The organism is Wolbachia endosymbiont of Wuchereria bancrofti (assembly GCF_002204235.2).
Taxonomy (GTDB): domain Bacteria; phylum Pseudomonadota; class Alphaproteobacteria; order Rickettsiales; family Anaplasmataceae; genus Wolbachia.
This window is the reverse complement of sequence record NZ_NJBR02000045.1, coordinates 1-9,046: the sequence shown is the minus strand read 5'-3', so window position 1 is coordinate 9,046 and position 9,046 is coordinate 1. Positions and strand designations below refer to the sequence as shown.

Below are 9,046 nucleotides of genomic sequence, written 5' to 3'. Positions count from 1 at the left end.
AAAAATTAAACATAAGATGCTAATTATATAATACTTTGTCATTTTAATCTGCACAGATTGAAGGTAACTTAATACCTTCAGTATCGTGATAAGGGGGCTAGCTAGGTTTGTAAAGTGGTTTTTGCATTTCTGTGAGTTACTGAACGACCGATAGCTGTGCAACTGATTCATTGACAAGAACGTTAAAATAAAGAAACTCAATTTCTATCATCTCATAATTTCTGTATAATCTTACAAGTTTAATTGGTATATTATGAAGATAATAATAGGTAATGCTAGTAAAGAACTAGGAAAATTAATAGCTAGCAAGCTGAATGTTCAGCCATTTTCCGCTCAGGTGTCAAAGTTTGCCGATGGTGCGATAAATGCAGAAGTGGAAAGTAACCTCTGCGGTCAAGAGGTATATATAATACAGTCCATTTCTCCCCCTGTGAACGACCATCTTATGGAGCTTCTGTTTATAATTGATGCAGTAAAGAGGTCAGGAACTAAAAGAATTACGACAATTATTCCCTACTATGGATATAGTAGGCAGGACAGAATCATTAAAAACAACAACATGCAATCTGCTTTGAACGCCAAATTAGTCGCAAATCTTATTCAGACTGCAGGTGCAAACAGTGTTGCGGTCATTGATTTGCATTCAAGTCAAATTGAAGGGTTTTTTGATGTACCACTAACTAATTTGAGTTGTTTTGAGGCATTCGCTGACTCTATACATACAGAAAACTTGGCAATAGTTGCACCCGATGTTGGAGCAATCGGTAGAGCACGTGCTTTTGCAAAGACTTTAGAGAAAAAGTACAAGATAAAATTGAGTGATAAGATTATCGTAATAGATAAATATAGGGAGAAAGCAGGCACATCTCATGTAATGAATGTAATAGGAGAAGCCACAAATAAAAATTGTATCATTGTTGATGATATAGTTGATTCCGGTGGAACATTGTGTAATGCGGCTCTCGCTTTAAAAAATTGTAGAGCAAGGTCTGTAATTTCATGCATAACACATGGCGTACTTTCAGGGAATGCAATTGAAAAAATCTCTTCCTCTTCTCTAGATAAATTAGTGACTACAGATACCATATTTCACAAACTTGAAAAAACTGATAAAATAGAAATTGTTTCAATTGCAAATATTTTGACTCACTTCATTCAAGGAGGTAAAGATGCCAGCTAGGTCAGCAGAAGATGTCATCACTTCGCTAATAGAATTTGTAAACAAGAGAAAAGTAACAATCACTAAGGAAGAAATGCTTAAAATCGCACAGCTTGTAAGAATTAAGTTATCAAATGACGAAATAGAGCATTACTCCAAAGAACTGACAATGTTAGATTGGATACATGACATTTTATTGCAAGTTAATACTAGAGACGTTTCCCCTATACGCTATGGCAGTATAGATAAGGATATTCACGTACGCGACGACGTTGTCAATTTCCAGAGCATGAAAGAGGAGATACTATCTAATACAAAATCTGAGCATGGGTATTTTGTAGTGCCAAAGGTTATAAATGATTAAAGTAAGGCTCATTTTTCAAAGAAAGATTTAGAGAGTGGATTGATATAGGTTCAGGATTTATGTAGAAGAACAGGTCTATAGAAACATAGGTTTACCACTCGTTATGGTTAAGAGGCTTAATGATTTTACCTGGATGTCTGATATAATAATTAAATTGTAAAGCCTATTGAAGCCTAGCATGAATGAAGTAGTGACATTTGGTTGCCGCCTAAATTTTTACGAAAGTGAGTTAATTAAGGAAGCATTAAAAAAAGCAGAGAGAGAAAATGTTGTAGTAGTACACAGCTGTGCAGTGACAAATGAAGCAGAACGTCAAGTAAAACAAAAAATACGTAAGATTTATAAAAGTGACCCAAATAAAGAAATTATCGTAGTTGGCTGTGCCGTTCAATTAGACCCTGAATCGTATAGTAATATTCCTGGTGTGAGTAAAGTGTTAGGCAATCAAGATAAGCTAAAGACCGAAAATTACTTATTAAGTAACAATAAAATATTAGTCAACGATAGCCAGGCAAGTAAGTCAGAACCTGCTCTAATTGATAAATTCAAAGATAAATCAAGAGCATTCATTGAAGTTCAAAATGGCTGTAATCATAGCTGCACGTTTTGCTCGATTACTGAAGCAAGAGGGAATAACCGATCCGTACCAATAAACAATATTATTGAGCAAATCAAGATTTTCATAGCAAATGGCTATCAAGAAATAGTATTTACAGGAGTTGATATTACTGATTTTGGTACAGATCTATTTGGCAAACCTTCACTTGGTTCAATGGTCAGGAGAGTTTTAAAGGATGTGCCAGAATTAAAGAGGCTCAGGCTTTCTTCTATTGATGTTGCTGAAGTTGATGATGAATTAATGGATTTAATAGTTAATGAATCAAGATTTATGCCACATTTGCACTTAAGCTTACAATCTGGTAATAATTTAATTCTAAAAAGAATGAAACGTCGTCATAGTAGGGAACAAGTGATAGAATTTTGTCATAAAGTGAAAAGTTTGAGGTCTAATATAGCATATGGTGCTGATATTATTGCTGGATTTCCTACGGAAACTGATGAGATGTTTCAGGATACAGTTAATCTACTTGAAGAAACAAATACAGTTTATCTACACGCTTTTCCATATTCGAAGCGGAAGAATACACCTGCTGCACGAATGCCACAAGTGCCAGAGAATGTGCGTAAAGAAAGAGTAAAAAACTTAAGGAAAATAAATAAAGCAATGATGAATAACTTTTATCAATCTTTGATAGGCACTAAACAAAGTGTTCTAGTTGAGCAAAATAATATTGGTAGAGCAGAAAATTTCGCATTAGTAAAGTTTACATCAAAGATTCAAGCTAAAAGTATTGTAAAAGCTACCATTATAGGAATGGAAAATGGTTACTTAGTTGGAAGTATTCTTCCCTAATTTTTTGATATGAGGAAAGCACTATAAATTGTAAACTTGTTTATGATGAAAAGATCTATTGTTTTTGATGCATTACTAATCTTATGTATTAGCTTTTTTCCTATTTACGCTAATGAAAGTTGTTCAAATGATGGACAGTTTGTGGAAAATTTAATGCTTGCAGACGAATCTATATGCCACATATCTAGAAAATATAATGGAAGAGGGGTTATATCAGTAAAAGATAAAAAACTTGATTTTTATGTTAGCGCTAATAGCGGTAAAATATACTCTGATAACTCAGAAACATTTGTGAATGGTATAAAAGCAATTGGAGAAAGAGTTCCTACTTTAGTTGAGAACCGTTATGGTACTATAATAAAAAATATAGTAGCAGATGAGATTGAAAGCGTAAAAAAGTTTGATGATGAGATTGATTTCCAGTGGCTTAACAGTATATCTTTAGGCTACTACGCTGGAGAAAACGGCCGTATTGATTTCGAAGCCATGTATTCTAAGGTCAACATTAAAAATGGCAATTCTTTTCCGATATTTGATAGATCAGCTGGTATATTTGCATTTTTGTTAAACTTTTACTATAATCCCAGTATTCAAGATACACAAATTGCTCCTTACTTCGGCCTTGGTATAGGACCAACGGTTTTTAGATTAAGAAAGGTCAATGGTTCACCTCAAAACTCGATGCCACTAAACGTTCCTTGGTTTGCTTATCAAGTAAAGCTTGGTGTTGATTACTCGATAATCCCAAAAATCAAAACCTTCCTCGGCTACCGTTATTTTAGTATTCCGATACCTATTGCAGATGACATATCGACCCATAACATTGAAATTGGCTTAATATTTAATTTTTAGCAACGATTCAATGTATATACAAGTTCTTATCTTTTTTATCCAACAAATCAAATATTGGCACAATTGTTGCTTTTAAAAAGATAACAGTTTCTACTGTTCTCATGTTGTCTGCTAGTCTCTTTGACTTCTGATTTAACGCAGCTTTAAAGCTTTGCTTATCTTCTCTATGCTCTATAAGCCCACCAATTACCATAACTTCACCACTCTTAATCTTTAACATAGAGTTCATTTCTCTAATTTCAACAATTGGAATATTGCTATTCAATTTCGTTCTACTCTGCTGTGCAATGTACTCTATATTTGGATCTTTAGTGTGGCCGTTAATTCTTGATAAAGTTGGGTGTATATTCATGAATATTTCACTAGTATCAATATTGATGCTTGGATGAACTATTAACATGACACCTATTGGCACGCTGTTCATTTTGGTCACTAAGATCTGATTTGAATTTTTAGTATTTTTTTGTATGTCAGAAGTAAAATAAATGTGATTTTTAGTGAATGAAATCATTGCCTGCTGATTATTTATGACATATACTTTGAGGCTTGAAATTACAGTTGAAGTGCCAAATTTGTCTAAACTTTTCACTAAATTCCCTAGATCACTTGCACCGAAATTTACCGCAAGATCAATAATAGAATTATCTTGATTCACCACAGGCTTATTTACATTGTATAAATCATTTAAGTTAATACCAGAAAGGTATTTGTCATCTAACATAACCTCAACTATCTTTGCCTCTATCATCACTTGAGAAGATGCCAATTGTTTAACCTTATTGATATATTCTTCAACAGTTTTATAGATGTTTCTTCTAGCATTTAAAATAATAACACCTGTTTCTCTGTTGGATGAAAGAAATTCCTTATTATCCACCCCGTTAATGTCCATTATTGCATTAAGACCTTTTTCCAATGAATTCCGCAAATCACTGCTATATTGAGACTTTATAACACTATTGTGATCTTCATCAACGTTGCTTCTATTACCGCTAGTAATATTGTTATTAACGATAAAACTGCTCTGAGCAGAATGTTGAATATTGATGAAATCTACATAGTAATTTTGTGCGTATGGTAAATCCTGCTCAATTTTAATCACACCATTACTTGTTGAATAACGCAGTTTAGCGCTATCAGCTATACTCTGGATTACTTTATTTATATTTTTATCTTTTAACTTTAAAATAATATTACCTGATATTTTGGGGTTTATATCCAAGTTAATATCAGAGAGTTTTCCTATCTCAATCAGCAAATCCTTTACTGACACTTCTTCGCTAACATTAATAGAAATAAGTTGACTGCTAACTATAAGACCGGGAAACTCTACAGGCAAAGGCACAATTTCTGGTATTGCTGGTTCTTTGCCTTCTGAAAGAGAGATTCCATTTTTACATCGCTCTAACAAATAGCCGTGTTCACTTATATCATGATGATCTTCACCTTCTATTTCAGTAAGGCTTTTATCATATCCTTGAGTAGGTAGGCATACACAAAAAATGATAAAAAAGCATCAAGCATTTTAAAATAGCCATTAGAAAAAGCATACAAAACCATTCTAATAAGTTTCTATAAAAATATTAAAAATATATTTAATTTTGTTTTCATCAGGCAGCAGCAACGCTAAATACTAAAACTGTGGTCTTAGCTTTCTTAAAACTTGTCCGTTTTTGTTCAAGCTAAATTGTCTTTTCACTATTATTAATCTTTTCTAGCATTAATTCAGCAGCTTTTTGTTCAGCAACCTTTTTACTAGAAGCACATGCAAAAACTTTACCATAATTTTCTATGCAAATTGATATAGTAAATTCAGGACTATGTGCTGGTCCAGTTTGTTTCATAAGCTCATACTCTGGTAAGGGTAACTTATTTTTCTGAGTCCACTCTTGCAGTGAGGTTTTAGGATCTTGAGGGAGACTGAGCATGCCTTTGGCCCGCTCTTCCCAATGCTGGGTAACAAACTTTTTAGCATTTGCGAATCCGCCATCAACATAAATTGCACCTATTAGTGCTTCAAGTGCATTTTCTAAATTCTTTAGGTTACGTTTTCCTCCATTGCAACGTTCACTGTTATTCATGATAATAAAGTTACCCAACTTTATTTCTTTAGCAACATTAGCAATGGTATTACCACAAACTAAATCCGTTTTTCTTCTTGCCAATGCCCCTTCTTTTTCTTTAGGGAATAATCTAAACAGTATAGCAGATACAATCATATTCAAAATACTATCGCCCAAAAATTCTAGCCTTTCGTAATTTTCAATTTGATTTTTGCTATTTCTTTTATTTAAGCTTGGATGAGTTAATGCTTCTTCTAATATCGCATCATTTTTAAATCTATAGTTAATGATCTTAGATATAGTGTCGTTCAAGTCTTCCATGCTTGTTGCTTTAAAAGGAGTATCCCCCATCATATCTTTATACCAAAAAAATTAGTTTTATTCTATTAAAACAAGCTTCTAGAATCTACAATCACAACCCACTGCCTCACCAATATTACTCAGTCCATCTTTCCTCACTAACTCTGCAAGTTCCAGATTAATTTTATTCACAGCTTGAGGTCCGTGGTATATGAGAGCAGTGTATAGTTGCACTAAAGATGCCCCTGCCTTTATTTTTTTATATGCATCAGCACCACTTGAAATGCCTCCACACCCTATCAATAATATCTTGCCTTGAGTAAGTTTGTATATGTCACTCAATAACTCTGTTGAAAGCTTAAACAATGGTCTGCCACTTAATCCACCACTTTCATTATGGTGAGAATGTAAGTTATCTCGACTGACTGTAGTGTTGCTTATTGTCAAGCCATCAATTTTATACTCCAACGCAAGCTCAACAATATCTTCCTTTGCCTGCTGATCTATATCTGGGGAAATTTTTAACATTATTGGAACAGATTCGGAATTATCAATTGATTTTCTGGTTAGGGTTATGGATTTTAACAACTCTGATAATTCTTGCCTATTGTGCAAATTGCGTAAATTAGGTGTGTTCGGGGATGAGATGTTTAGCACTATATAACTACTTTTCCCATACACCATCTTTATTAAGTCAATATAATCACTGACTTGGTCCTTCGATGCACTATTTTTTCCTATATTTATACCTAAAATACAGTCATCAAGCTTGGTTTCACTTATTTGCTTTAAAAAATAGTCTATTCCCTTGTTATTGAATCCCAATCTATTTATTACTCCTTGATCTTCAATTAACCGAAAAATTCTCGGTTTTGCGTTTCCATATTGAGGGTGTTTAGTTACAGTACCAGCTTCAATAAATCCAAAACCAAATGAAAGCATGGACCTGATAACTTCTGCATTCTTGTCAAAACCTGCAGCAAGACCCACAGGACTCCTAAATTTATTATTAAAGCAATTCACACTTAAAGATTCTGGTAGTTCTATAGGTTTTCTATAAGATATCCTTTTCAACATCATGATCGCTAAGGAGTGAGCAATTTCAGGCGGCAGCAAAAACAGTAAATTACATAGTATCATTTTTGTAAAACACTCTACTTACTCTTAGCTTATTTTCTACCACAAAACGCAGAGTATAACCATAACTTTAAAAGAAGACATTTTCGTTGATTCTACTTATGAATCATGGATAAACTCTCCTCATGAAATTTATTATTGTTATTATTTTATCCTTATTTACTTATGGTTCATCTGCTCAACAAATAGACCATATTGAATTATTCAAGAACATAATCAAAAAGTAGAAAAGGAGTATGTCTGGCCCATTAATCAAAAAACTCTTGTTTTGAATATGCAATAGATGAAATATTTTCTAAACTAGATTCATATTCTTACTATTTTGATAGTGAAGAATTCAAGAAAATGCAACTTCAAATAAATACTGTTTCAACTAAGATTATAGACAATATAGTCTATATTAAAATTTCTGAATTTAATGAAAGCTTTAACAATCATTTCAGAAAGCAATGGCTCAACATTAAAGAAAATAACAGTACCATAAAAGGTGTAATTCTAGATTTGAGAGATAATTACGGCGTATTATTTTTCCAAGCAGTATTAATATGCGATAGTTTTTTTGATGGTGGGAAAATAGTTGCTGCGGAAAGTAAAGAGAAAAAACATTACAAAGCAAGCAAAGGAGATATATTTTCTGGATTATCTGTAATAGTATTAATTAATGAAAAATCCGCATCTGCATCTGAAATAGTTGCTGCTGCTTTGTAGAGTAATAAACGCGCTAAAATTGTTGAGGTAAGATCATATAGCAAGGCTTCTGGACGAACAATTCTTCTACTGAAAAATGGTAGTGTAATTAGGTAACAAATAAATTATATTATCTTCCTTCTGGTAACCTTATAACAGATGTAATACTGAATATAGTAGTTATAAACCAAAACGATAGAAAGGATTATCAACTTATCAAAGGAGTTGAATTTTTAAATTCGTGTGTGGCTAAGAAACTTAGGCTTATTAAACATGCTTAAAGTGTATCTATTCAGGAGTATAGATAAAAGACCTATTATGAAGGTTTTAGAAGTCCATTTTTTACCCTAAAAATACTAGAAATCATATTTTTTTTACGTTTAGCCTACCTTATTTTAACGCCTGTGTTTGTTTGACAGTTTTTTTGCTTACACCTCTAAACGGATACTTTTTTCAATATTTTTCCTATTAACTTCCTACACAATTGCTGGAATGGATACTGTGAGATTGTAACTGCCACACTTCCCAATTTTTTGTATATCACTCAGTAATCTCAGGATAATTCGCAATAGTCAGTAATTTTTCAGCATTTCTTTCTTCAGCTGTATCACTGAGATTGAACGACCCTGTAATAACCTTGTGGTCATCAATAATTAATATTCTATTATGAGCAATTTCTGCCTTGTAATCAATCCAAATTGGTATTCCTTCTTCAAATAACTTGTGCATAACACTATGTTTTGAATGGAGCTGTGATTTATCTAGAATAATTTTAATATCAACGCCACGTTTTTTTGCTTCAACTAGAGAATTGGCTACTCTCAAGAGTAAATTCGTATTGTTGAACCAAAATGGATTTCTCAGATTGATCTATTGTATCAATTACTTGCTGAGCATAATTTTCTCATGGAGTAAAGTAGAAAGTAATTTTTGGATCTAAGTAAAGACAACCCCATAATACACACCATAAATAAACTCAAGTTATATATAGCTGCTGAACTTTGTTGCATAGCAGCCAAGAAACTTAGTGTAGTTACTGACAAAATTCATTATAAAATGGCCATTTAACT

At 32.8% G+C, this 9,046-nt stretch carries 8 protein-coding genes and 1 pseudogene; 5 read left to right on the top strand and 4 right to left on the bottom strand.

What is annotated here, in order from left to right:
- The first annotated feature begins 253 nt into the window (after positions 1–253).
- The 4 genes from CCY16_RS02720 (at position 254) to CCY16_RS02705 (ending at position 3,789) form a co-directional block, all read left to right on the top strand.
- A complete protein-coding gene (locus tag CCY16_RS02720) occupies positions 254–1,180 on the top strand; it encodes a ribose-phosphate diphosphokinase (RefSeq protein WP_088414771.1) in 927 nt (308 codons plus the stop codon).
- Complete coding sequence (gene gatC, locus CCY16_RS02715) at positions 1,170–1,523, top strand: Asp-tRNA(Asn)/Glu-tRNA(Gln) amidotransferase subunit GatC (RefSeq protein ID WP_088414769.1); 354 nt, start codon at positions 1,170–1,172, stop codon at positions 1,521–1,523. Before CCY16_RS02720 ends, gatC begins: the two co-directional genes overlap by 11 nt.
- Before the next feature lie 178 nt (positions 1,524–1,701).
- Positions 1,702–2,937 (top strand): tRNA (N(6)-L-threonylcarbamoyladenosine(37)-C(2))-methylthiotransferase MtaB, encoded by a 1,236-nt coding sequence (gene mtaB, locus CCY16_RS02710; RefSeq protein WP_088414767.1) that lies wholly within the window; start codon positions 1,702–1,704, stop codon positions 2,935–2,937.
- A 42-nt stretch (positions 2,938–2,979) separates the two neighbouring features.
- The gene (locus tag CCY16_RS02705) at positions 2,980–3,789 is read left to right on the top strand and encodes a P44/Msp2 family outer membrane protein (protein ID WP_088414765.1); all 810 of its coding nucleotides are present in this window, start codon (positions 2,980–2,982) and stop codon (positions 3,787–3,789) included.
- A 7-nt stretch (positions 3,790–3,796) separates the two neighbouring features.
- Here CCY16_RS02705 and CCY16_RS02700 read toward each other — a convergent pair whose 3' ends face one another.
- From CCY16_RS02700 to CCY16_RS02690, 3 genes are all read right to left on the bottom strand, one after another.
- Entirely contained in the window at positions 3,797–5,200 is a 1,404-nt protein-coding gene (locus tag CCY16_RS02700) for a type II secretion system protein GspD (protein ID WP_410543242.1), read from the bottom strand.
- A 271-nt stretch (positions 5,201–5,471) separates the two neighbouring features.
- Positions 5,472–6,173, bottom strand: coding sequence for a ribonuclease III (gene rnc, locus CCY16_RS02695; RefSeq protein WP_088414773.1), 702 nt, complete (start codon positions 6,171–6,173; stop codon positions 5,472–5,474).
- Between the two features lie 78 nt (positions 6,174–6,251).
- Positions 6,252–7,292 (bottom strand): quinone-dependent dihydroorotate dehydrogenase, encoded by a 1,041-nt coding sequence (locus CCY16_RS02690; RefSeq protein WP_088414763.1) that lies wholly within the window; start codon positions 7,290–7,292, stop codon positions 6,252–6,254.
- Positions 7,293–7,634: 342 nt separating this feature from the next.
- Between CCY16_RS02690 and CCY16_RS02685 the strand changes: the two genes are divergently transcribed.
- On the top strand, positions 7,635–7,997 hold the full coding sequence (locus CCY16_RS02685) for a S41 family peptidase (RefSeq protein ID WP_088414761.1): 363 nt from the start codon (positions 7,635–7,637) through the stop codon (positions 7,995–7,997).
- A gap of 519 nt (positions 7,998–8,516) precedes the next feature.
- On the opposite strand, the pseudogene CCY16_RS02680 reads toward CCY16_RS02685, so the two are convergent.
- Positions 8,517–8,910 (bottom strand): annotated as a pseudogene (locus tag CCY16_RS02680) (phospholipase D-like domain-containing protein); the annotation flags it as partial.
- Positions 8,911–9,046 lie beyond the last annotated feature (136 nt).